Genomic DNA, 23,162 nt, shown 5'->3' on the forward strand with positions numbered 1-23,162 from the left:
TCCGCCATCAGCGGCTCGGTCACCCTTCGCCTGCGCCGCGGCGAGGACTACACCGTGCTCGACACCACAGGCTCGGCGATGTCCTACCACCCCGAGAAACTGTCGATGGAGCGCGTCGGCGACGCCGCGTTCGGCCCCACCGACCGCATCGGCCAGCTCACGATGCGCAATCTCGACATCGCCGACTCGCGCTCGCGTCTCGAGCAGTACGCCAGCATGGGTCTCATCGGCGGCGCCACCGGCGAACTGGTCGGAAAGCTCGAGCGCGGTGGTGCGGACGAGATCACCGAGCACGCCGACCGCTACTCGGCCGAGCGGGAAGGTCTGGCAGAGGCCGTCGACGAGGCGTCGGAGTCGGCATCCTTCGACTTCGGCGCCGACTGAGCGACCCCTGCTCCCCCGGCCGCAACCGGTGGAGCAGGACGCGCGCCGAGTCGGGATAGCATGCTGAGGCGCCGTGTTCGAAGGGGATCCACGGCAGGACTGGGGGATGCTCGATGACGACTCGCGGTGCCACGACGACCGATGACGATCCGTACGGCCTGCGCGCGGCCGAAGCCGAAGCTGCGGGTGGGCGACGACACCGCTCGGTGGGCCGCACCGTCGGCATGTGGCTGTTCGGCGTGGTCGCCGCGATCGTGGTGGTCGCCCTCATCGCCGCGGGCACCGTGGTGTGGACGATTCAGCGCTCGTTCCCGCAGCTGGAGGGCACTGTCGCCGTCGCAGGCCTGGACGGTGAGGTGCAGGTGCTGCGCGACGAGCTGGGAGTCCCCACCATCGTCGCCGACGCACCGGGCGACCTCTTCTTCGCACAGGGCTACGTGCACGCGCAGGACCGCTTCTGGGAGATGGACTTCCGCCGCCACTTGACCGCCGGGCGCCTGTCGGAGCTGTTCGGCGAGAGCCAGCTGCAGACCGACCTGTTCCTGCGCACCCTCGGCTGGCACGAGATCGCCGAGCAGGAGCTGACCGCCCTCGACGAGACGACGCGCGACTACTACGAGGCCTACGCCGACGGAGTGAACGCCTACCTCGCCGACCACGACGGCGCCGCGGCATCGTTCGAGTACGCCGTGCTGGGACTGCAGAACGCTGACTACCGCATCGAGGCCTGGACGGCGGTGGACTCCATCGCATGGCTGAAGGCGATGGCGTGGGACCTGCGCAGCAACATCGAGGTCGAGACCGACCGCGCGCTCATGGCGCGCGATCACCCCGCCGACGAAGTGGCGGCGCTGTTCCCGGCGTACCCGTACGAGCGCAACCCCGTCATCGTCCCGACGATCACACCCGACGCACCCCTTGCACCGCCCACGGAGGCCCCGGCGGATGCCGAAGCGGATGCCGCGAACGCGTCGATCGACTGGGTCGAAGTCGACGGGGTCATCGAGGCCGCGGCCCTGCTGCTCGGCGACGCCGGAGAAGGCATCGGCTCGAACTCGTGGGTGGTCTCCGGCGACCTGACCGAATCGGGCATGCCACTGCTGGCCAATGACCCGCATCTGGGCGCCTCGCTTCCGAGCGTCTGGCACCAGAGTCATCTGCGGTGCCGCGACGTGTCGGCGGCGTGTCCCTTCGATGTCGCCGGATTCGGGTTCTCGGGCGTCCCCGGGGTCATCATCGGGCACAACCGCGACATCGCGTGGGGCTTCACCAACCTCACCAGCGACGTCACCGACTTGTACGTCGAGAAGGTGGAGGGCGACCAGTACTGGCGGGACGGCGCGCTGGTGCCGCTTCAGACGCGCACCGAGACCGTCGAGGTGGCCGGCGGCGACCCCGTGACCCTCGAGATCCGCTCCACCGTCCACGGGCCCATCGTCTCGGGGCTGACCGGGGACTTCACCGCGATCGCCGACGATCCGGTGACCGAAACCGGAACGGCGGACGAGCCGACGGGAGAGGCCGAGTACGCGGTCAGCCTGCGGTGGACGGCGCTGGAACCGGGGTCCACCGCGGCATCCATCTTCGCCCTTGACCGTGCGACCGACTTCGCCGAGTTCCGACAGGCGGCGGCGCTGTTCGACGTACCCGCGCAGAACCTGGTCTACGCCGACCGGGAGGGCAACATCGGGTACCAGACGCCCGGGCGCCTGCCCATCCGCGGTGACGGTGACGGGTCGCTCCCCCAGCCCGGCTGGGACTCGGCCTACGACTGGCAGGGCATGATCCCGTTCGACGAGCTCCCCGTGGTCTACAACCCCGACGAGGGATACATCGTCACGGCCAACAACGCCGTCGTCGACGAGGAGTACCCCTACTTCCTCACCGGGGACTGGGACTACGGGTGGCGAGCGGCACGCATCACCGAGCTCATCGAGCAGAAAGCCGCCGCCGGTCCACTGACCGCCGACGACATGCGTGACATCCAGGCCGACGCCCAGTTCTGGATGGGCAAGCGCCTCGCCGCCGCCTACGCCGACCTGCAGACCGGGGACGAGAAGACGGATGCCGCACTGGCGCTGCTGCAGGACTGGGACACGCAGAACTCCGCCGACTCCCCGGCCGCGGCATACGCCAACGTGCTCTGGGACGAACTGGTCGCGAACATCTTCGTCGAGGAACGCGACACAGAGGTGCCGGCGGGCAGCCAATCGCGGATGTTCCTCGTCGCGGACCGACTGCTGGAGGATCCGTCCGACCCCTGGTGGACCAATCCGGGCCTGGGCGTCGATGGCCAGCGCGACATGCTGGAGCGCACCGCGCAGGACGCCGCCGAACGCCTGTCGGAGCTGCAGGGCGATGACCCCGCGCAGTGGGAGTGGGGCGACCTGCACGCGCTCACGTTGACCAACGACACCTTCGGGACCTCGGGCATCGCACCGATCGAGTGGCTGTTCAACCGGGGCCCGTATCCGGTCGGCGGCGGAGCGTCGGTGGTGGATGCCAGCGGCTGGGTGCTCGGCAGCGGGAGTTTCGAGACCGTGACGGTGCCGTCGATGCGCATGGTCGTGGACCTCTCGGACCTTGACGCCTCGCGCTGGAACCACCTCACCGGCACGAGCGGGCACGCCTTCCACCCGAACTACACCGACCAGACCGAGACGTGGCAACGGGCCCAGATGACCCCGTGGCGATTCAGCGATGACGCGGTGCGCGACGCGGCGACGCATGAGCTGGTGCTCGTCCCGGCGAGCTGAGCAGGTGCGGGCGGCGGGCGCAACCCCCCGGCATCCGTCGTGTGCTCTCGCCTACGATCGGGACACCGACGACGGCAGAACCGATGGGGGGAGCCCCGCATGGCATCCGGAATCGCACGCGTGATGCGCTGCACGCCCGACGACGTCTTCGCGACGCTCTCGGACGGGTGGCTCTACCCGGTCTGGGTGGTGGGAGCCGCGCGCATGCGGGCGGTGTCCTCCGAGTGGCCCCGGCAGGGCTCGAAGATCCACCATTCGTTCGGGGTGTGGCCGGTGCTGATCGACGACGAGACCGAGGTCGTGGATTGGTCGCCGCCGCAGCGCGTGCGCCTGCGGGCGAAAGGCGGCCCCATCGGGCGCGCCGTCGTCGCGATCGAGGTGCGCCCCCACGATGAGGGGTGCGTCGTGCGCATCGGCGAGGAGCCCGTCGCGGGCCCGACGCTGGCGCTGCCGCGTGCCCTGTGGGCGCCGATGATGCGACTGCGCAACCGCGAGACGCTGCGCCGGCTGGCCTTCCTCGCGGAGGGGCGGCGGCGCGAGCGCGATGAGGGCGCACAGACGCTGCGCCCCGACGCCCCGGAAGCCTCCGACGCGCCCGCCGGGCAGGAGGCGCACGCCGACGTCGCCGCGGCCGACGAAGCCGAGAAGGGTGCGCACGAGCCCGCAACGGTGGACGTTCCGGACGCAGACGCGGCCGGCGCGGCCGCGGGCGATGACCGCGCGGACGACGCGGCGGACGCGCAGACCGCCGCGTCGACCGAGACGAGCGCGGATCGCGCCGGATGAGCGGGCTCGACGCCATCATCGTCGGCGCCGGCCCCAACGGGCTGGCCGCGGCGGTCACGCTGGCTCGGGCGGGACTGGCGGTGCGCGTCTACGAGCGGGCATCGCAGGCGGGGGGCGGCGCGCGCACCCAGGAGCTCACCCTGCCGGGGTTCCGCCACGACGGGTGCTCCGCAGTGCACCCGCTCGCCCTGGCATCGCCGTTCTTCCGCGCGTTCGAGCTGAGCCGGCGCATCGAGCTGCTGACGCCGCAGGTGTCGTTCGCCCACCCTCTGCCCGGTCGCGCCGGGATCGCCTACCGCGACATCGACCGGACCGCCGCCGAACTCGGCCGCGACGGGCAGGCGTACCGGCGCCTGTTCGCTCCGCTCGCGGCCCGCTCGCTCGAGATCGCGCAGTTCACGGGGTCGAACCTGGTCGGCATCCCGAAGCACCCACTGACGGCTGCCCTCTTCACCCTGCGCACCGCCGAGCAGGGGACGCCGCTGTGGAACGCACGATTCTCGGATGAGACCGCGCCGGCGATGATCACCGGGGTGTCGGCGCACGCCATCGTGCACCAGCCCTCGCTCGTGGGCGCGGGGGCGGGCTTGGCGCTGCAGGCCCACGCGCATGCGGGCGGCTGGCCGATCCCCCGTGGCGGCAGCCAGGCGATCGTCGACGCGATGATCGCCGACATCGTCGCCCACGGCGGCGAAGTGATCACCGACCACGAGGTGACGTCGCTGCGGGAGCTCCCGGCTGCCCGCGCGACGGTGATGGACGTCACGCCGCGTGCACTGCTGCGCTGGGCCGGTGACGACCTGCCGCCGCGCTACCGACGCGCGCTGCACGCGTTCCGCTACGGCAATGCCGCCGCCAAGGTCGACTTCGCGCTGTCGGGTCCGGTTCCCTGGGCCGATCCCCGCGTGGCGCAGGCGGGGACGGTGCATCTGGGCGGCACGCGACGCGACATCGCCCTGGCCGAGAACGAGGTCGCCCACGGGCGGCACGCCGCCGAGCCGTACGTGCTGGTGTCGCAGCCGTCGGTGCTCGACGACACGCGCGCACCGGGCGACGCGCAGACGCTCTGGACCTACACGCACGTGCCCGCCGGCTCGACGGTGGATCAGCGCGAGGCGATCGTTCGGACCATCGAACGCGCCGCGCCCGGCTTCCGGGACCTCATCCTCGACAGCCGCAGCGTCACCGCGGCGCAGCTGCCCGAGGAGAACCCGAACTACATCGACGGCGACATCAGCGCGGGGGCCGCGACCCTGCGCCAGCTGGTGCGCCGCCCGGTGCTCTCGACCGATCCGTGGCGCACGCCGCTCCCCGGCGTGTACCTGTGCGGGGCGTCGACCTCCCCTGGGCCGGGAGTCCACGGTCTGTCGGGGTGGTATGCCGCGCGGTCCGCCCTGCGCGAGACCTTCGGGATCCGCACGCCCCCTTCCCTCGCTCGCGAGTGAGTATTCGCGACGCCGAGTGAGTATTCAGGCCATTCAGGTCGCTGCAACCGCACCGGATCAGCGTCTGACGGCACGGGCTCGTCGAACCACCTTCGCGGCGAGGTCGCGCGCACGCTCCAGCGGCATGTGGCGCACCGCCCGGGCGGTCAGATCGCGCAGCCGCCCACCCGGCCAGCTGCGGTACAGCTGCACGGAACCGTCCTCACCGGCGCGGATGCCGCACACCCGACCCGCCAGAAGCGGCGATCGCTCCGCCTCGGCCAGCACCGCCGGCTCGGCCCGCAACGGCGTCTCGAACGTCCACCCGGCATGGCGAACGCGAGCGACGAGGGTTCCTCCGAGCGACGCATCGCCACGGCCGAACACCCGCAGCGGGTCGAGCTGCACGCGCGCGCGACCGCCCGTGAGGCGACCGCGCCCGGGGATCCGCCGCTCCGTGCGATCAAGGCCCTCGAGCAGGGTCAGCTCCACGCGATCGAGGCGGAGATCGCGCGTCGCCTCGCGAACGTGCGCCGACAGGAAGTCCGCGCCGAGCTCCTCCGGGGGCTTCCAGAGGGTGACGGTCTTTGCGAGCGGCGCCGCAGCGTCTGCGCCCGGCTCCGGGGCCGCAGCGGAACCGACGGCCGCACCGGCATCCTCCGCCGCCGCCTCCCCCTCCGCCGGAACCCGCTCGAATGCGAGGGCGTCCGCCCCTTCCCGCCCGTCCCGCAGGAACCGCACCCGCACGGTCAGCGCGAGCCGTCCCCCGCGCGACCAGCGGGCGGATGCCACGTCGGCGCGGCACACGATGCCCGCCTCGAACTCGGCGAACCGCAGGAGATCGTCGCGTCGCCCGGCGCGCAGCAGCGCCGATCGCACCCGCAGCGGGAACGTGAGCCCTTCGGCCACACCCGGCCCGAACCGCTGCTGCGCGATCGGAGTCACGACGTCGAGGAAGCGCTTGCGGTACTCCGCGGGGTAGCGGACCATCCGCTTTCCCTCGAGCCGCGCCAGGATCTTGCCCCGGTACCAGTGGCGCAGCAGCGTGTCGCGCAGCGGCCCCGGCTCGGTGTGCTCATCGACGAGGTCCACCACCCGTTCCAGGTGCGGAAAGTAGGTGTCCGGATCGATGCGCGCGGCGCTGGCGCTGCCGGGGTGCTTGACCCACGCGTAGCACGGGCGGCTCGCGAGGATCGAGATCGTGTCGGCGGCGAAGTACGCCTGCATCACGAAGAGGTGGTCCTCCAGCCGCACCCGGCCCTCGGGAAAGCGGATGCCGTTGCGCCGCAGGAACGACGTGCGGAACATCTTGTGCGGGGTCAGCATCTCCAGAAGCGGGTCGACACCCAGCTGCGCGTGCGGGACGTCGCGGCGGAAGATGCCGGCCGGAATGCGGCGGCCGACGCCGACCTCCTTGCCGACGATGACGTCCGAGCCATGGCGATCGGCGTAGTCGCAGAGATCCTTGAGCGCACCGTCGAAGAGCCAGTCGTCCTGGTCGACGAAGAACACGTACTCGCCGCGGGCCGCATCGATGCCCTGGTTGCGGGGCGTGCCCGGCCAGCCGCTGTGCGGCAGGGTCAGCACACGCACGTTCGGCCGACGGCGCGCGATCTCGGCCAGCCGACCATCGGTGGGCTCGCCCGAGCCGTCGTCGCACAGCAGCACCTCGAACTGGCGCGCGCTCATCGTCTGCCGGTCCAGCGACGCGATGAGTTCATCGAACCCGGCGCCCGGAGTGAAGACGGGGACGACCACACTCACGCGCACCGGCACGGTGGATGCCGCTGCCGTCATGCCCCGGCATCCGTCGCGTCAAGCCCGGGCGAACCGCCCGGCCGGACGACCTGCTCGGGGGGAAGGGAATCAGCGTGCCGCGCGGGGGCGTGACCCGCGCACAGGAGATCTCTTCTCATGCCTCCACTCAACACGGTCGGCGCGCGACGGCTGAAGGGGTTGCGTTCGGGCCGACGACATGGTGCGCGCCGCAGCGGCGCTGCGGGCGCTGCCGGCTCTTAGAATCGAACTCCGCCCGGGAGGATACCGCGATGCCCCTTGACCCGTTCTTCTCCGAGCGCCTTCGGGTGCACCGCCGGTACCTGATCCAGCGCAACGTCGACGCGGTCCGCGTCCGGATCGCGGGCTGGCTGGGCGTGTTCGGCGGCGCGGGCGCGGCCGAGGCCACCGGCACCGCGATGGTGCGAGGGTCCGGCACAGCGCGTGCGGCGCGAAGGTCCGGCGGGCGCGCCGCAGTGGGCGCGTCCAGTCCGGCGGCCGACACCGACGACGGCGGCGGCACCGGCGAGAGTCGGGCCGCCGCGCCGGCGACATCCGAACGCCCCGTCAGCACCCCGCAGCAGGACCGCGCCCGGGCACGGGCCCGGGCACGGGCGAAGCATCGGCGCGCCGCCGTCGCGTGGGACCGCACCGAACTGGCGACGGTCGGCACTGCCGGGCCCGACCTGCGCATCGTCGACCACCAGGTGCCGGTGGCCGGCCATCCCACCGTGCGGGTGCGCCTGTACTACCCGGATGCCGCGGGGTCCGACCCGCTGCCGGCATGGCTGACGTTCTTCGGCGGGGCCTTCCGCCAGGGCGGCATCGACTACCCGACGACGGATGCCGCGTGCCGCCGCCGCGCGGCGGAGGCCGGTGTCGTCATGGTCGCGGTGGACTACGCCCTCGCGCCCGAGCACCGCTTCCCGACGCAGGTCGAGCAAGCGTACGCGGCGCTGCTGTGGCTGCACGATAACGCCGCGTCGCTGGGCGTCGACCGCGAGCGACTCGGCGTAGCCGGCACGTCGGCCGGGGGATGCATCGCGGCGGCGCTGACCCTGGCGAACCGCGACCGGGCGGGCCTGCCGATCCGCCTGCAGCTGCTGGAAGTACCGGTGACCGATCTCACCGGCGGGCACATCGACCTGGCGGCGACGCGCGCGCTCGGCATCCCGAGCTTCCTCGCGATGCGGGAGCTCCGGTCGATCGCCGGGACGTACCTTCCGCGCAAGGCCGACGGGCGCAGCGAACTGGCTTCACCGATGCGCGCGGCGTCGCATGCGGGTCTGCCGGAGGCTGTGATCCTCACCGCGGAGTACGACCCGCTGCGACGGGACGGCGCCGAGTACGCGGCGCGGCTGCGCGCCGACGGCGGCGCGGCGACGGCGGTGCGGTACCAGGGTGTCTCGCACGACGCGGCGATCTACACCGGGGCGCTGCCGGCGGCGCGGGAGTGGCACCGCCAGGTCATCGGCGTGCTGTCTCGCCTGCACGACGCCTGAGAGCGCCAATACTCACTCGGCGAGGCGAATACTCACTCGCGAGCGTCAGCCGCCGGCGGCGGGCGGGGTCTCGCGGGACTGGGCCAGCTCGTCGACGAACAGGGAACGCTCGTCGATCGTGCCGTTGCGGTAGGCGGCGCGGCCCACCATGTGCGCCGACAGCGGCGCGGTGGCCAGCTGCACGATCACGATCGCGAAGAGGAACGCCACCACCGCCCACGACCGTGCCGACAGCGCCACCGCAAGACAGATGAGAATGAGCCCCAGCACCTGCGGCTTGGTCGCGGCGTGCAGCCGGCTGGGCACGTCGTGGAAGCGCAGCAGACCGATCGCGGCCGTGAGGCACAGCACCGCCCCCAGCAGGATGAGGACGAGGGAGAGGATGTCGAGTACGGCGTTCATCGCTCGGCGGTGTCCCTTCTCGCGACGAAGCGCGCGATCGAGATCGAGCCGAACACCCCGACGGCGGCGATGATCAGCAGCACCGGCAGCGTGCGCGTGTGGTGGTTGATGGCCATGTCCGCCCCGAGCAGGCACATCACGAGGGTGAGAAGAACGTCGGATGCCACGGCGCGGTCGAGGATCGACGGACCCTTGATGATGCGCCACACCGTCAGCAGGCCCGACACGGCGAAGATGACGTAGATGGCGATCAGCAGCATGTTCACAGCGGTGCACCCCCCTGACGTGGCGTCTCCACGCCCGCCGCCTGGATCTTCTCCAGCTGGGCCCGCGATCCCACCGCGCGCACGATCCGCGCCTCCCAGCCCTGGATCGCCCGCCGCTGCATGCGCACATCCTCGTCGGTCGAGACCCCGATGACGTGCAGGTAGAGGATGCGCCGGTCGCGATCAGCCTCGACGACGAGGGATCCGGGGATGAGCGAGGCGGTGACCCCCACGTGCGTCATGATGAGGTCGTCGTCGGTGCGCAGCGGCACGGCGACGATGGCCGTGCCCGGATACCGCGTGGGGTTGAGCACCTGCCACGCCACCAGCAGGGAACCGCGGACGACCGCGCCGAAGAACGTGACGACGAAGACGAGGCCCCACCAGAGGTTCATCCGGCCCGAGAGCTCCACCGGGGGAAGCCGGAACACGCGGGTGACGAAGATCGCCACCACGACGCCGCTGACCAGTGCGAGCACGGTGAACTGGCCCCACAGCAGCATCCACAGCGCGATCAGCCAGACGAAGAACGGCAGCTGGCGCCACAGCTGCGAGAGCGGGGAGTGACGGTCGGGGCTCATGGCTGCGCCCCCTCTTCGAGCTGCACCAGGGTCACCGGGTCCATCAGCGACGCGCCGATGCGCGCGCACACGTCGTAGAGCGGTCCCGCGAACACGGACAGCGCGATCGTCAGCACGACCATCCCGGTCGTCGCCGCCGTCATGATCCGCGGAATGACCCGGCGCTTGGTCTGAGCGGCAGCGGCGGGGGCGGATCCGAGATACGCCAGGCGCGCTTCGTTCTCAGACTCGCCGTGCTCCTCGTCGTCTTCGCGCCAGAAGGCCAGGTTCCACGCGCGGACGAGGGCATACAGGGTCAGCAGGCTCGTCACGATGCCACCGACGATGACGACCATCATGAGGGGGGTGCCCACGGATGCCGCGGCGTCGAAGAGCGCGAATTTGCCGATGAACCCGGAGAAGGGCGGCAGGCCCCCGAGGTTGATCGCCGGGATGAAGTACAGCACCGCCAGCAGCGGAGCGGCACGCATGAGCCCGCGCACCTTGAGGATCGATGTGGAGCCTGCCCGGCGTTCGACGAGACCCACGGCGAGGAAGAGCGTCGTCTGCACGACGATGTGGTGCACCGTGTAGTACACGGTCGCGCCGATCGCCGCCGGGGTGGCGATGGCCAGACCGAACACCATGTAGCCGATGTGGCTCACCAGCGTGAACGACAGGATGCGTTTGAGCTCGGCTTGGGCGACGGCACCGAGCACACCGACGACCATGGTGGCCAGGGCCACGATCAGCAGCACCGTATTGACGTCGTTCTCGCGGAAGATCTGCGTCTCGGTGCGGATCAGCGCATAGACGCCGACCTTCGTCAGCAGCCCCGCGAACACCGCGGTGACCGGCGCCGGGGCGGTCGGATACGAGTCGGGCAGCCAGAACGACAGCGGGAAGACGGCGGCTTTGATGCTGAAGGCGACCAGCAGCATGACGTGCAGCACCAGCTGCGTCTCTTGCGGGAGCTCCCCCATCCGCTGCGACAGCTGTGCCATGTTGACGGTGCCGAGGGCCCCGTAGATCGCCGCGATCGCCGAGAGGAAGAGGATCGAGGAGACCAAAGACACGACGATGTAGACCACGCCGGTGCGGATGCGCGACTCCGTGCCGCCGAGGGTGATCAGCACGTACGAGGCGACCAGCAGGATCTCGAAGCCCACGTAGAGGTTGAACAGGTCACCGGCGATGAAGGCGTTGAAGATGCCGGCGGCGAGAATCAGGTACGAGGGGTGGAAGATCGACACCGGCGTGTCATCGTCGCCGTCGGCCGCTCCCTGCCCGACCGAGAACAGCAGCACCGCCAGCAGCACGATGCTCGAGACCATGACCAGAAGCGCGGCGAGCCGGTCGACGTACAGCACGATGCCGAACGGGATCGGCCACCCGCCCACCGAGACGGCGATCGGCAGGTCCGAGGCGTCCACGGTGACCAGCAGGACAGCGGCGATGATGCACACCAGGCTCAGCGTCAGCACTGAGACGACGACCTGCGTGCGGCGGTGCCGACCGGCGATCAGTGCGACGGCAGCGCCCAGCAGCGGCAGGGTGACGAGGAGGGGAACCAGCGCGCTCATCGGTCGTCTCCGCGGTGCGGGCGGTCGGTGGGGGCGTCGTCGCGCAAGCCGGGGACGTCCTTCGCGTGCAGCACCGTGATAGGTGCGGTCTGGACGCCGACGAAGTCCGTCGTCGCGTCGTCGTCGAGGTCGCTGACCTCGTCGTCCATCGAGTCCTCGTCGACGGCGCTGCGCTCGCGCACGGCGACGTCTTCGGCGTCGTCCTCGACGGTGTCGGCCTGACCGAGCTGCCACGACCGGTAGATGAGGGCGAGCAGGAACGCCGACACCGCGAACGTGATGACGATCGCCGTGAGCGTGAGTGCCTGCGGCAGCGGGTCGCTCATCTGGTCGGGATCCGCCGCGCCGAAGAAAGGAGCCGCCGCGGGCTGTCCCATGACGATCAGCAGGAACAGGTTCGCGGCGTTCCCGAGCAGCAGGAAGCCGATGAGCACGCGGGTGAGGCTGCGCTCGAGCATCGCGTAGACGCCGGCGGCGAAGAGCACCGCCATGATGACGATCAGGGTCAGTGAGACATCCACGAAGCGGTCACCCCCTTGTCGCGCAGTTCCTGCGTCTGTCGGTCGACCTCGGCCCCGAGGCTGCGCAGCACGTCGAGGACGAGCCCGATCACCACGAGGTACACGCCGACGTCGAAGATCGTCGAGGTGACGAACTCGACGTGTCCGATCACGGGCAGATTCGCTTCCCAGAACGTGCTCGTCAGCGGCGCCTCGCCGAACAGCAGCGGCACGACGGCCGTACCGACGGCGAGCGCCATCCCCACGCCCAGCAGTCGCCCGGCGTCGGTGGGGGCGGCGGCGCCGAGCTCGTAGCGCCCGCCTGCGACGTAGCGCATGACGAGGCCCATGCCGGCGACGAGGCCGCCGGCGAAGCCGCCGCCGGGAAGGTTGTGGCCGGCGAAGAGCAGGTAGATCGACACGAGCATGATCGTGTGGAACAGGATGCGCACGATCACCTCGAGCATGATCGAGCGGTTCTCGGGCCTGACCCGCTGACCGCCGACCAGCCAGGTGCGGGGGGCGCCGCGGTTGTCGGCCGTCTGGGGGCGCGGGCCCTCGTCGGTGTCGACGAGCGGACGGCGCGTGCGGGTCGAGAGGTTCGGCAGCGGCGAGACAGCGCGGGAGAGCGTGTCGGCGCGATGGGTGACGAAGACGAGGGATGCCACTCCGGTGGCGGCGAGGATCAGCACCGACAGCTCCCCCATCGTGTCCCAGCCGCGCAGGTCCACCAGCGCCACGTTCACCACGTTCTTGCCGTGGCCCAGCTCGTACGCCAGCTCGGGGAACGCCGTCGACACCGGCTCGTGGATACGGGCGCCGGTCGCGACGACGGCGACCATCGCCATCGTGAGGCCGACCGCGACGGCGAGCACCGCGCGGGCCACCGGCAGCACGGACGCGTTGTGCTCACCCAGGCGCGCCGGGATGCGGCGCAGCACCAGGGCGAAGGTGACGAGCGTGACCGTCTCGACGAGCACCTGCGTCAGAGCGAGGTCGGGGGCGCCGCTCGTGGCGAAGAGCACGACCATGCCGAGCCCTGTCACCGACACGAGCACCACGCCGGTGTAGCGCTTGCGGGCGCGGACCGCGACGATCCCGGCGATGATCATGATCGGGGCGACGATCAGCTGTGCCGGCGACTGCCAAGCGTCGAGGTTCGCCGTCCACTCGGGCGAGGCCAGCAGCGCTGTGCCCTCCGCGGCGACGAAGACGACGAAGATCGTGCCGACGTACAGGGGCAGCGACCCCCGCTGGGTGATCGACACGGTGATGACGGCCAGTCGCGCGATGCCGCGCAGCACCAGGTTGTAGACCCCGGCGGCGGTGAACGGCAGCAGCCGGCGCGGAGCGCCCACCCGCTTGACCAGCCAGAAGAGGGCCGCTCCCACCGCGATCGAGCCAAGCGAGAGCCACAGGGCGGGCTCGAACCCGTGCCAGAGCGCGAGATGGTAGACGTGATCCGGGGCCGCGACGCCAGGGCTCGCCACCGGCGCGGTGTCGGCGTACGTCGACACCACACCGTCGACCAACGGGGCCGCGAAGCCGGCCACCAGCGTGAGACCTGCGAGCACCACAGGCGCGCCCAGGAACCCGATGGGCGGATCGGGCCATTCCGTTCGCGGCATGGGTAGCCCGGCTGCATCCTTCTTCGTCCAGAACGCACCCCAGATGAAGCGGATGCCATATGCCGCTGTGAGCACGGAGCCGAGCACGAGGCCGACGAGACCGACCACCGCCCAGAGCTGTCCGTCGGCTCCTTCGTTCAGGAACGCCGTGAGGGCCGCCTCCTTGGCCACGAACCCGATGGTGGGGATGACACCGACCATCGAGGCCACCGCGATGATCGTGAACACCGCGAGGGTGGGGGCCTGGCGTCCGACCCCCGACAGCTCGGAGATGTCTCGCGTGGAGAGCTGGCGGTCGATGACACCCACGACGAGGAAGAGCGATGACTTGAACAGGGCGTGGCTGATCAGCAACGCCAGGCCCGCCAGCGCGGCGTCGCGCGTGCCGTACCCCAGCACCGCGGTGAGCATGCCGAGCTGGCTCACCGTGCCGAAGGCGAGGACGCGCTTGAGGTCCGATTCCCGCAGCGCCTGCAGCCCGCCGATGAGCATGGTGAGAACACCCAGCCCTACGACGATGGGCCGCCACGGCGCCTCCAGCGCGAACACCGGCGCCAGGCGGGCGATGAGGTAGATGCCGGCCTTGACCATGGCCGCGGCGTGCAGGTAGGCGCTCACCGGCGTGGGCGCCGCCATGGCGCCGGGAAGCCAGAAGTGGAAGGGGAAGATGGCCGACTTGCTCAGCGCCCCGACGAGGATGAGCACCAGCGCGGCATCGACCACGGGGCCGGTGGGAGCGAGCTCCAAAATGCCGGAGAGGCTCGTCGTGCCGGTGTGCACCACGAGCAGCACCACGCCGATCAGCATCACGAGACCGCCGAGAGTGGTCACCAGCAGCGCCTGCATGGCGGCGCGGCGGCTCGCCCCGCGGCGGTGGTAGAACCCGATGAGCAGGTACGACAGCACGCTCGTGACTTCCCAGAGCATGACGAGCAGGACGATGTCGTCGGTGAGGACCAGGCCGTACATGGCGCCGGCGAAGGCCAGCAGCACGGCGCAGAACTGGCCCACGCCGTCGCGCTTGCCGTCGAAGTACCAGCGGCAGTAGGCCATCACGAGGGCGCCGACGCCCGTGACGATCAGCGCCATGACCCAGCCGAGCGTGTCCATGCGCATCGAGATGGCGATGTCGAGGGCCGGGATCCACGAGAACGTCTCGAACGGGTCCTCGCCCGACAGCACGGCGGGCGTCAGCGTCAGCGTGTGGACGAACGCGATCACCGGTAGCGCGGCGGCGACGTAGAAGGCGCGGGCACCGATGCGGCTGACCAGCCACGGCAGCGTGAGCGGAAGGATCGCGAACGCGCCGAGGATCATCAGCATGCGCGGCCTCCTCGGGGGTCGCAGCCAGAGGCACGAACGTTACGGGATCGAGTCCAAGTCTACCCGGGCGGGAGGGCAGCTCCGTCCGAGAGGGTGACTACCGCGTCATCGGAGCTGTCGTATTCCCCTCGCGGTACACGCTGCTGAAGCACACCGAAGGGGCTTCGTTCCCCTCGAGCATGGCCACGACCGCCTCACCCGCGGCACGCCCCTTCTCCATCGCCGGCTGCACCATCGTCGTGAGGTCGAAAGGCGCCAGGCCATCGACTGCGATGCCGTCGAAGCCGGTCACGCTGAGGTCGTCGGGTACCCGCAACCCGAGCTCCTCGGCGGCGCGCAGCACGCCCGCGGCGAGCAGATCGCTCTGGGCGAGCACCGCGGTCGGGCGCCCCTGCGGGTCGGCGAGGATCGCGCGCCCCGCAGCCGCTCCCTCGTCGATCGAGCTGCCGGCCGCGGCGTAGGCGGGGGCGTCGGGGTACACCTCGCGTGCGCCCTCCAGACGGTGGCGCGTGACATCCACCCCGATGTCCCCGTCGGCATTCAGCCATCCCGGGCGGCGGCGGATGTCGGTGGGCAGCGTGAGCAGTGCGACGTCGGTGTGCCCGAGCGAGCGGACGTGGCTGGCCAGGGCCCGCTGGGCCTCGCGGTTGTCCAGGATCACCCGCGGCACGTCCGGCCCGGCGTCACCCTCGACGACGACGACGGGGATGCCGCGCGCGCGCAGCGTCTGCAGGGACTCCGCGATCACCGAGGTCCATCCGACAAGCACGGCGGCGTCGATGGGGGCGTTCGTCAGCGAGGCGCCCCCCGTGGTCCCGTCCGCATCGTGGCGCAGCAGCAGGAGCCCGGCATCCATCGGCGCCACCGCGTCGGCGAGACCGTCCATCATCGCGCGCACGACCGGGTCGACGAACGCGGCGCCGAGGTGCCCCTGGAACAGCACGCCGACGATGCCGGAGCGGCCGCGGCGGAGGGACGCGGCGCGTGGGTCGGGACCGGTGTAGCCCAGGTCCGATGCCGCTTGCAGCACGCGCTCACGCGTGGCATCCGAGACGGCGGTCTTGCCGCTGAACACCACCGACGCGGTCGACGGTGACACCCCGGCGGTGCGGGCGACGTCGGCGATCGTTGCGCGGCGCGTGCTCATGACGTCCCCGATCGTAGCCTGCAGGGTGGGGTGGCGAATCGATTCGCTAGGCTGGCTCGGTGGAAGCCCAGCTCACTCGAACGCAGCTCGTGCGCTGGCGCGCCGCCATCTTCGCGATCTTCACCGCCAGTGGATTGAGCATCGCCACGTGGGCGTCGCGGGTCCCGGCCATCCGCAGCGACCTCGGCATCGAGAACAGCGACATCGGGATCATGCTGCTCGGCATGGGCATCGCCTCGATCCTGGGCCTGTCCGCGTCCGGGGTGGTCATCGCCCGCTTCGGCACCCGGCAGGGCATGCTCGGCGCCATGGTCATCTTCGCCGTCGGCGTGGCGCTGATCGGGGTGGGCACCAATCTCGCCTCGTCCGTGCCGCTCGTGGTGATCGGACTGGCACTGTTCGGCTTCGGCAACGGGGCGGTCGACGTCATGATGAACGTCGAGGGCGCGGCGATCGAGACCCAGTCGGGCAGGACCCTCCTCCCCCTCTTCCACGCGTTCTTCAGTCTCGGCACCGTCGTCGGTGCCGGCCTGGGTGCGGTCGCCGCGGCGCTGCGCGTCGACGTGTTCGCGCACGCCGTCGCCGTGGCCGTCGTCATCCTCATCGTCGCCGTGGTCGCCTACGCCAACGTGCCGCCGCGTGAAGGTGCCGGCGATCCCGCGGCGGACGCCGCCGACCAGCCCGGCTGGCGGCAGCGCCTGGCCGTCTCCCTCGCCGCGTGGCGCGAGCCGCGCACGTACGCGCTCGGTGTCGTCATGCTCGGCATGGCGTTCGCCGAGGGCGGCGCCAACGACTGGCTCGCGCTCGGCGTCAGCGAGGACCACTCCGGCGGCCCCGCCCTGGGCGCGGCCGCGCTCATGGTGTTCTCCGTCGCCATGACGGTCGTGCGCGTGCTGGGCGGTCCGCTGGTGGACCGTTTCGGACGCGTCGCCACGCTGCGGGTGCTCTCGGGGTTCGCGGCCGCCGGCATTCTGCTCTTCATCCTGGCGCCGAACCTGCCGCTGGTGTTCGTGGGGGCGGCGCTCTGGGGCGTGGGCGCGTCGCTCGGCTTCCCGCTGGGCATGTCGGCCGCCGCCGACGATCCCGCCAAGGCCGCATCGCGGGTGAGCGCTGCCGCCACCATCGGCTACGTCGCTTTCCTCTGCGGCCCGCCGGTGCTCGGCTTCGTCAGTGACCACATCGGGCTGCTCAACACCCTCTACGTGCTGGTGGTGCTCGTCGTGGCATCCGGCTTCGCCTCGCAGTCCGCCCGACCCCTCGCCGGCGCCAAGGTCGGGGCGGGCCACCGTCCGGACCACGGTTAGGCTCGTCGGGTGCGTCTGGTTATCGCCCGCTGCTCCGTGGATTACGCGGGGCGCCTCAACGCCCATCTGCCCACCGCCACGCGCCTGCTCGTCCACAAGGGGGACGGCAGCCTGCTCGTGCACTCCGACGGCGGCTCGTACAAGCCGCTGAACTGGATGAGCCCGCCCTGCACCCTCAGCGTCGAGACGCCCGACGTCGCCGGTGAGGAAGAGGAGCAGGTCGTCGAGCAGTGGCGCGTCACCCACGCCAAGTCGGGGGATTCCCTGGTGGTGCGCATCTACGAGGTGCTCCACGACTCGTCGCATGAGCTGGGCATCGACCCGGGCCTGGTCAAGGACGGCGTCGAAGCCGACCTGCAGCGACTGCTCGCCGAGCAGGTCGGGGTGATCGGCGAGGGATTGACGCTCGTGCGGCGCGAGTTCCCGACCGCCATCGGACCGGTCGACCTGCTGCTGCGTGACCCTGCCGGCGGCACGATCGCCGTCGAGGTGAAGCGTCGCGGCGACATCGACGGCGTCGAGCAGCTCACCCGCTACCTCGAGCTGCTGGGGCGCGACCCGCACCTCGCGCCCGTGACCGGCGTGTTCGCCGCGCAGGAGATCAAGCCGCAGGCGCGGGTGCTCGCCGCCGACCGTGGCATCCGCTGCGTGACGCTGGACTACGACGAGATGAAGGGCATCGACTCCGGTGCCCCCCGCCTCTTCTGACGCGCCGCCGCCCCACCTTCCCCCCGCCTCTCCCCGCCTGTCCCCGCCTCTCCATCGCTGAGACGAAAACTGACGGCCGAGACAACGGTCGTCACCCACTGTCTCGTCCACCCACTGTCGTCTCACGGTCGGAGGGGGCGTTGATTAGGGTGGAGGGATGCCGCTGCGCTCCCCTTTCTCGTGCGTCCTGTGGGACGTCGACGGCACGATCGTCGACGCGTCCGAGGGCATCCTGCGGCGTCTCGCGGTGACCCTCGAGCACTTCGGGCACCCGGCGCCGACCTACGCCGAGCTCGTGCACTGGATCGGCCCGCCCATGTTCGAGTCGTTCCAGACGAACGTCGGCATGACGCCCGATCAGTCCACCGAGGCGGTGGCGTTCTACCGCACCCTGGGCAAGGCCGACGGATACACCACCGGCGCCCGCCTCTACCCCGGCATCGCCGAGCTCATCGCCGACCTCGCCGCCGCCGGCGTACCCCAGGGCACGGCGAGTTCCAAGCCCGAGATCCAGGTGCGCGCGCTCATGGACCACTTCGCGCTCGCCCCGTACTTCGCCTCCATCACCGGGGCCACCTCCGACGAGCGCACGCTCGCCACGAAGGCCGACATCATCGCGGAGTCGCTGCGGCGACTGCGCGTCGCTGGCGTGGACACCAGCCGCCCGGTGCTCATCGGGGACCGCCACCACGACGTCGACGGCGGGGCGGTGCACGACGTGCCGGTCATCTTCGTGCGCTGGGGGTTCAGCTGGCCCCATGAGTCCGAGGGGGCGACCGCCGTGGTCGACTCGGTGGACGAGCTGCGCTCCCTCCTGCTCGTGGAGGATGCGGGATGACTCCCCTCCCGGACGCGGTCCTGGCCTGGGTGATCCCGGCCGTGGTCGTGTTCGGGGTGACGGCGGTCGCGATCGCCGTCGCGGTGTGGTCGGTGCGCCGGGCGCGCCGCTCACCGCGGGCCCGTGCGCGCGCCGAGGCCGACCGCACCCGGGCGGGATCGGCCCTGGTGCGCCTCGACGACGCGGTCGGCGAGCTGGACCTCGAAGTCGGCCTCTCCGGAGCGCTGTACGACGGCGAGGCCCCCGCCGCGCTTCGTCGTGCGCGCATGATCGCCCAGCACGTCAGGGATGAGGCGTTCGAGAGCTTCCGCGAACTCGACGACGCTGAGCCCGTCGACGTGCGCCGGGTGAGCGCCCGCATCCGCACCCGCGCCGAGGAGGCGCTGGGCGTGGTGGCGGGGGCGCGCGCGGCCCACGACGAGTGGATGCGCGCTCACCGATCGGCCGTCACCCAGGTGGATGCCGCCGGTGCGAGGCTGGAGCGCCTGCGCACCGAGCTCGGCGACCCGGGAGCGCTCGTGGCCGACCTTGCCGGACGCTTCGACGAGACGGAATGGCAGCAGGCCGCGGTGGCCGCTCGCACGGCATCCGCTGCCCTCGCCTCCGCGCAGCACCACCTGGAGGCGGCGCGCAGCCTCGCGGCAGACCCCACCCGCAGCGCCTTCCCCGAGCTCTCCGTCGCGGAGCGCGAACTGCGCCGCGCCGAGTCGTCCGCCCGCGCCCTCGAGGAGTCGCACCGGCTCGTGACGGATGCCGCGCACGCGGTGCCCCAGGAGATCGACGCCGCCCGCGCCGCGGTCGCCCAGGGCATGCGGGTGCGCGAGGGTCTCGAACCCGCCGACGCCGAGAGACTGGGCCGCGAGCTGCGCGCCGTCACGGACGAGCTCGATCGCCTCACTCCGGTCGCCGCGCGGCATCCCACCGCCACCGTCGAGGCGATCGCGAGGCTGCGCGCCCGCCTCGACCTGGCGCTCGGCGATGCCCGCACGGCGCAGCAGCGGCTCCGCGGCGCACGTACGGCCCTGCCGGGAACCCTCGCCTCGGCACGCGGCGCCCTCGCACGCGCCGAAGTCGCGGTCGAGGGTGCCGGGGCCGACGCACGGGTGCGCTTGGACGCCGCCCAGCGCGAGCTCGCCGGAGCCCGCCGGGCGGATGACCCCGTCGAGGCACTGGATGCCGCGCGCCGGGCGCAGCGGCTTGCCGAAGACGCCCAGGCCCTCGCCGACTACGCGCGCCTCAAGAACCGGCCAGCCGACCCTCTCGGCCGCTGACGCCGGCGTCCGGGGCGGTGCGATCACGGTGTCGCCCGCCTAGTGTGGCCCCATGATCGAGGGCAGCCCGTCACGCCGGCGTCCGCTGGTGCGCCTGGCCGCCCGCATCCCCGTGACCCTCGTGCTGGTCGGCATCGTGCTCGTCTGCGGGGTGGCCTCGCGAGGGCTCTGGCATCCGCTGTCCTCCTCACCCCTGTGGGACCAGGTCGCCTACGGTCTTCCCGCGATCGTGGACGGCCGGTGGTGGACGCCGGTGACGGGCACCTTCTTCAGCGACCCGCCGTGGCTCTACATCGTGGTGATCTCCGGCTTCGCCGGGGTCGCCTACCTCGAGTACCACCGCGGGTCGCGGGTGGCGCTGGGCTGGTTCACCGCGGGTCAGCTGGTGGGCGTGCTGTGCATGCTGGGGTTCGTCGCCCTCATCTCGCAGCTGTCGTGGCCGTGGGCCGACGCGATGGCCCACTCACTCGATGTCGGCCCATCGGGGGGCACCATGGCGTGCATCGCGGCATCGGCGACCGCGATGAGCTCCCCCTGGCGAGAGCGGGTGTGGTTCACGGTGCTCGGCGCCTGCGCCGTGCTGCTGCTGTTCTGGGGGACACCCGCCGACATCGTGCACGCGTTCGCGGTGCTGCTGGTGCTCGCGGTGCAGCGCCCCCTGCCGGCACCGCGCTCGACGTTGCGCGAGCGACGCTTGTCGGGCTTCCTGGCCGCCCTCGCGATCGCCACCGCGCAGGTGCTCGTCTTCCTCTCCCCCACCAGCGGCCCGTTCGGAAGAAGTGCCGCCGGCTCCGCCCCGCTGGTCAACCTGGTCGTCGATGTGCTGGTGATCGTGCTCATCGCGCGGGGCCTGCGGCGAGGCCGTCGCTGGGCGTGGCTGGTGGCCGTGGTGCTCGCCGCGGCGAACATCGCCTGGGCCGGCGTGGTCGCGGTGGGACTGCAGATTCCGAGTCTTCCGCGAGACCTCTTCGGCGGAGACCCGACGCCCACCCTGGGCGAAGCCGGTCTGTGGGCGATCTTCCTGGGGTACCTCGTGTGGGCACGGGCCGCCTTCCGCGCCGCCCGGCGCTCAGCGATCGGGTCGTCCGCCGAACCCACCGCCGCCGACGCGGCGGCGCTGCTGCACGCACACGGCGGCGGCACGCTGTCGTGGATGACGACGTGGAGGCACATGTCCTACCTGCGCACCGAGACCGGGATCGTGGCCTACCAGCGCCATGCGGGGGTGGCGATCGCGCTGGCAGACCCCCTCGGTCCCCCGGACGGGCGCGCGCACTCGGTGAACGAGTTCATCGCGGCATCCGAGCGCGCCGGTCTCGTGCCGTGCCTGTTCGGCGTCGGGGAGGAGACCCGCCAGGCCGCGCCCTCGACGTGGCGCAGCCTGGTGATCGCCGATGACACGATCGTCGACCTGCCGGGCCTGAACTTCCGCGGCAACGCGTGGAAGCCGGTGCGCACTTCACTCAACCGCGCGGAACGGGAGGGCATGACCTTTCGCCTCACCCGCCTGATCGATGAGCCGTGGGGCGTGCAGGCGCAGCTGCGGGTCATCTCGCAGAGCTGGGTGGGCGGCAAGGAGCTGCCCGAGATGGGGTTCACGCTCGGCACGCTGGAGGAGGCGCGCGATCCCGAAGTGCGACTGGCGCTGGCGGTGTCGCCGCAGGGCGACGTCGACGGATTCCTGTCGTGGCTGCCGGTCTACGGCGAAGACGGCAGCATCGACGGCTGGACACTCGATCTCATGCGGCGCCGCGAAGCCGGCTTCGTGCCGGTGATGGAGTACCTCATCGGCTCGAGCGCATTGCAGTTCGCCGCCGAAGGCGCCCGGATCATGTCGCTCTCGGGCGCGCCGCTCACCCACCAGTACCCACCCGATGCCGGCGTCATCGCGGCGCTCAGCGAGCGGCTGGCCGAAACACTCGAGCCGGTCTACGGGTTCCGCTCGCTGCACCGGTTCAAGGGGAAGTTCCACCCGCGCTACGAGACGCTCTACCTGCTGTTCCGCGACGGAACCGACCTGCCGCGGATCGGCGCAGGACTCGTCCGAGCGTTCCTCCCGGACGCGTCACTGCGACAGTTCGCCGACGCGGGCTTGGAGCTGGTGCACCGCGACGGCGAATGAGTCTCAGATGGGGCGGATGTTCTCCGCCTGCAGGCCCTTGGGGCCCTGTGCGACCTCGAACTCGACCCGCTGGTTCTCCTCGAGCGAGCGGTAGCCGCTCGCCTCGATCGCGGTGTAGTGAGCGAAGACGTCGGCGCCGCCCTCATCCGGTGCGATGAAGCCGAAGCCCTTTTCGGAGTTGAACCACTTGACGGTGCCCTGCGTAGCCATGAATTGCCTTCGTGCTGAGGATGCCGGAGCGGTCGCCCCGACGATCCATACGCTAACGAACGAGGCGTGCCGCGTCAGCCCCCGATTTTCGTTGTGACGAAACCGTTGCATGCGCCTGTCAAGCCGGTCGCGGGGTCCACGGGCGCCGGTAGCGTGGCCGGATGCCACACGTGGAGCTTCGCCCCCTGCAAGACGACGACCTCGACGCAATGTACGAGATGCTCATCCGGGAACCCGCCGCTGCCGCCGCTCTTCCGGGGGTCACGGTGGAGGAGCCCCTGGATCGGTCGGTGTTCGATGCCTCGATCGCCGCCGAACGCGCCTCGGACGACATCGACTCCTTCGCCGTCACCGAGAACGGTGCCTTCGTGGGCACTGCCGGGACCTTCACCTTCGAGGACGACCGCGAGGTGGTGTTCTGGATCGCCCGGGCCGCGCGGGGAAGAGGGCTGGCGACCCAGGCACTGCGGATGCTGGTCTCCCGTGAGCCGATCCGGCCGCTGTACGCGCGGGTCGCGGCCGACAACGCCGCCGCCATCGCCGTGCTCCAGCGCATCGGCTTCGCCGAGGTCTCGCGTGAGCCCGCAGCGCCCGCGACCCGGCATACGGGTGAGCTCCTCTACGCCCTGCTCCCCGTGCTCGACGGCATCTGACCCGGCGCCTTCCGTGGCC

19 protein-coding genes and 1 pseudogene are annotated in these 23,162 nt (G+C 71.3%); 11 read left to right on the plus strand and 9 right to left on the minus strand.

Annotation, left to right across the window (positions count from 1 at the left end):
• The 4 genes and pseudogenes from NQ160_RS03260 to NQ160_RS03275 form a co-directional block, all read left to right on the plus strand.
• Window positions 1-384: pseudogene (locus NQ160_RS03260) on the plus strand (argininosuccinate synthase); the annotation flags it as partial.
• 113 nt (window positions 385-497) lie between these two features.
• Window positions 498-3,140 carry a penicillin acylase family protein gene (locus tag NQ160_RS03265; RefSeq protein ID WP_257513811.1) on the plus strand — a complete coding sequence of 881 codons (2,643 nt, stop codon included), beginning with the start codon at window positions 498-500 and terminating at the stop codon, window positions 3,138-3,140.
• A 99-nt stretch (window positions 3,141-3,239) separates the two neighbouring features.
• Window positions 3,240-3,926 carry an SRPBCC family protein gene (locus NQ160_RS03270; RefSeq protein WP_257513812.1) on the plus strand — a complete coding sequence of 229 codons (687 nt, stop codon included), beginning with the start codon at window positions 3,240-3,242 and terminating at the stop codon, window positions 3,924-3,926.
• Window positions 3,923-5,371 carry a phytoene desaturase family protein gene (locus tag NQ160_RS03275; protein WP_257513813.1) on the plus strand — a complete coding sequence of 483 codons (1,449 nt, stop codon included), beginning with the start codon at window positions 3,923-3,925 and terminating at the stop codon, window positions 5,369-5,371. Before NQ160_RS03270 ends, NQ160_RS03275 begins: the two co-directional genes overlap by 4 nt.
• A gap of 57 nt (window positions 5,372-5,428) precedes the next feature.
• On the opposite strand, the gene NQ160_RS03280 is transcribed toward NQ160_RS03275, so the two are convergent.
• Window positions 5,429-7,147 (minus strand): glycosyltransferase family 2 protein, encoded by a 1,719-nt coding sequence (locus tag NQ160_RS03280; protein ID WP_257513814.1) that lies wholly within the window; start codon window positions 7,145-7,147, stop codon window positions 5,429-5,431.
• Window positions 7,148-7,398: 251 nt separating this feature from the next.
• Here NQ160_RS03280 and NQ160_RS03285 point away from each other — a divergent pair, with 251 nt between their 5' ends.
• Window positions 7,399-8,628, plus strand: a complete 1,230-nt coding sequence (locus tag NQ160_RS03285) for an alpha/beta hydrolase (protein WP_257513815.1) — start codon at window positions 7,399-7,401, stop codon at window positions 8,626-8,628.
• Window positions 8,629-8,673: 45 nt separating this feature from the next.
• Here NQ160_RS03285 and mnhG read toward each other — a convergent pair whose 3' ends face one another.
• The 7 genes from mnhG to NQ160_RS03320 form a co-directional block, all read right to left on the minus strand.
• The gene (gene mnhG, locus NQ160_RS03290; protein ID WP_257513816.1) at window positions 8,674-9,030 is read right to left on the minus strand and encodes a monovalent cation/H(+) antiporter subunit G; all 357 of its coding nucleotides are present in this window, start codon (window positions 9,028-9,030) and stop codon (window positions 8,674-8,676) included.
• Window positions 9,027-9,290 (minus strand): monovalent cation/H+ antiporter complex subunit F, encoded by a 264-nt coding sequence (locus NQ160_RS03295; protein WP_306813652.1) that lies wholly within the window; start codon window positions 9,288-9,290, stop codon window positions 9,027-9,029. Before NQ160_RS03295 ends, mnhG begins: the two co-directional genes overlap by 4 nt.
• Before the next feature lie 2 nt (window positions 9,291-9,292).
• Window positions 9,293-9,877: a Na+/H+ antiporter subunit E gene (locus tag NQ160_RS03300; RefSeq protein ID WP_257513818.1), complete on the minus strand. Its 585-nt coding sequence runs from the start codon at window positions 9,875-9,877 to the stop codon at window positions 9,293-9,295.
• Complete coding sequence (locus tag NQ160_RS03305) at window positions 9,874-11,439, minus strand: Na+/H+ antiporter subunit D (RefSeq protein WP_257513819.1); 1,566 nt, start codon at window positions 11,437-11,439, stop codon at window positions 9,874-9,876. The genes NQ160_RS03300 and NQ160_RS03305 overlap by 4 nt, the downstream gene beginning before the upstream one ends.
• Window positions 11,436-11,960: a Na(+)/H(+) antiporter subunit C gene (locus tag NQ160_RS03310; protein ID WP_257513820.1), complete on the minus strand. Its 525-nt coding sequence runs from the start codon at window positions 11,958-11,960 to the stop codon at window positions 11,436-11,438. The genes NQ160_RS03305 and NQ160_RS03310 overlap by 4 nt, the downstream gene beginning before the upstream one ends.
• Window positions 11,945-14,890 carry a Na+/H+ antiporter subunit A gene (locus NQ160_RS03315; protein WP_257513821.1) on the minus strand — a complete coding sequence of 982 codons (2,946 nt, stop codon included), beginning with the start codon at window positions 14,888-14,890 and terminating at the stop codon, window positions 11,945-11,947. Before NQ160_RS03315 ends, NQ160_RS03310 begins: the two co-directional genes overlap by 16 nt.
• A 97-nt stretch (window positions 14,891-14,987) precedes the next feature.
• Window positions 14,988-16,037, minus strand: a complete 1,050-nt coding sequence (locus tag NQ160_RS03320; protein WP_257513822.1) for a LacI family DNA-binding transcriptional regulator — start codon at window positions 16,035-16,037, stop codon at window positions 14,988-14,990.
• A 59-nt stretch (window positions 16,038-16,096) separates the two neighbouring features.
• Between NQ160_RS03320 and NQ160_RS03325 the strand changes: the two genes are divergently transcribed.
• The 5 genes from NQ160_RS03325 (at window position 16,097) to NQ160_RS03345 (ending at window position 22,280) form a co-directional block, all read left to right on the plus strand.
• Complete coding sequence (locus NQ160_RS03325; RefSeq protein ID WP_257513823.1) at window positions 16,097-17,341, plus strand: MFS transporter; 1,245 nt, start codon at window positions 16,097-16,099, stop codon at window positions 17,339-17,341.
• Window positions 17,342-17,350: 9 nt separating this feature from the next.
• Entirely contained in the window at window positions 17,351-18,049 is a 699-nt protein-coding gene (gene nucS / locus NQ160_RS03330; protein ID WP_257513824.1) for an endonuclease NucS, read from the plus strand.
• A gap of 157 nt (window positions 18,050-18,206) precedes the next feature.
• On the plus strand, window positions 18,207-18,887 hold the full coding sequence (locus NQ160_RS03335; RefSeq protein ID WP_257513825.1) for an HAD hydrolase-like protein: 681 nt from the start codon (window positions 18,207-18,209) through the stop codon (window positions 18,885-18,887).
• Entirely contained in the window at window positions 18,884-20,158 is a 1,275-nt protein-coding gene (locus tag NQ160_RS03340; protein WP_257513826.1) for a hypothetical protein, read from the plus strand. The genes NQ160_RS03335 and NQ160_RS03340 overlap by 4 nt, the downstream gene beginning before the upstream one ends.
• A gap of 52 nt (window positions 20,159-20,210) precedes the next feature.
• Window positions 20,211-22,280, plus strand: a complete 2,070-nt coding sequence (locus NQ160_RS03345; RefSeq protein ID WP_257513827.1) for a bifunctional lysylphosphatidylglycerol flippase/synthetase MprF — start codon at window positions 20,211-20,213, stop codon at window positions 22,278-22,280.
• Between the two features lie 3 nt (window positions 22,281-22,283).
• Here NQ160_RS03345 and NQ160_RS03350 read toward each other — a convergent pair whose 3' ends face one another.
• On the minus strand, window positions 22,284-22,490 hold the full coding sequence (locus NQ160_RS03350; protein ID WP_257495235.1) for a cold-shock protein: 207 nt from the start codon (window positions 22,488-22,490) through the stop codon (window positions 22,284-22,286).
• A 161-nt stretch (window positions 22,491-22,651) separates the two neighbouring features.
• Here NQ160_RS03350 and NQ160_RS03355 point away from each other — a divergent pair, with 161 nt between their 5' ends.
• Window positions 22,652-23,143: a GNAT family N-acetyltransferase gene (locus NQ160_RS03355; RefSeq protein WP_257513828.1), complete on the plus strand. Its 492-nt coding sequence runs from the start codon at window positions 22,652-22,654 to the stop codon at window positions 23,141-23,143.
• The last annotated feature ends 19 nt before the right edge of the window (window positions 23,144-23,162 follow it).

The organism is Microbacterium sp. zg.Y909 (assembly GCF_024626565.1).